This is a genomic window from Mesorhizobium sp. M4B.F.Ca.ET.143.01.1.1, assembly GCF_004792275.1.
Classification (GTDB): Bacteria; Pseudomonadota; Alphaproteobacteria; order Rhizobiales; family Rhizobiaceae; genus Mesorhizobium; species Mesorhizobium abyssinicae.
Map to the genome: position 1 here is coordinate 1 of NZ_SRSR01000302.1, position 298 is coordinate 298.

At 63.4% G+C, this 298-nt stretch carries 1 pseudogene; it reads left to right on the forward strand.

The annotated features are described in order from the left end of the window. Positions 1–298: pseudogene (locus EN786_RS37085) on the forward strand (C4-dicarboxylate ABC transporter); the annotation flags it as partial.

Below are 298 nucleotides of genomic sequence, written 5' to 3' on the forward strand. Positions count from 1 at the left end.
ATCATGTCGATCGTGCGGCCAAAGTCGATGCCGGCCCTGCCGCTCGAGGCGCGGACTCTCGGCCATGGCGTGGTGTCCCTGCTGATCGCGGTGGTATTGGCCGTGGCGATCGCTTATGCCGCCTACCATTACCTGGTGCCCGCTCATGGCGACAATGCCGACATTCTCGGCGCGGCCGTCGGCGTCATCTTCATCTACGTCGTCGCGATTCTCGACCGCAGCCTAAACATCAACATGATGTCGCGGCTGGCGCAGCAGGTCGTGATCGTGCTGATCCCGCCGCTGGCGCTGATCTTCC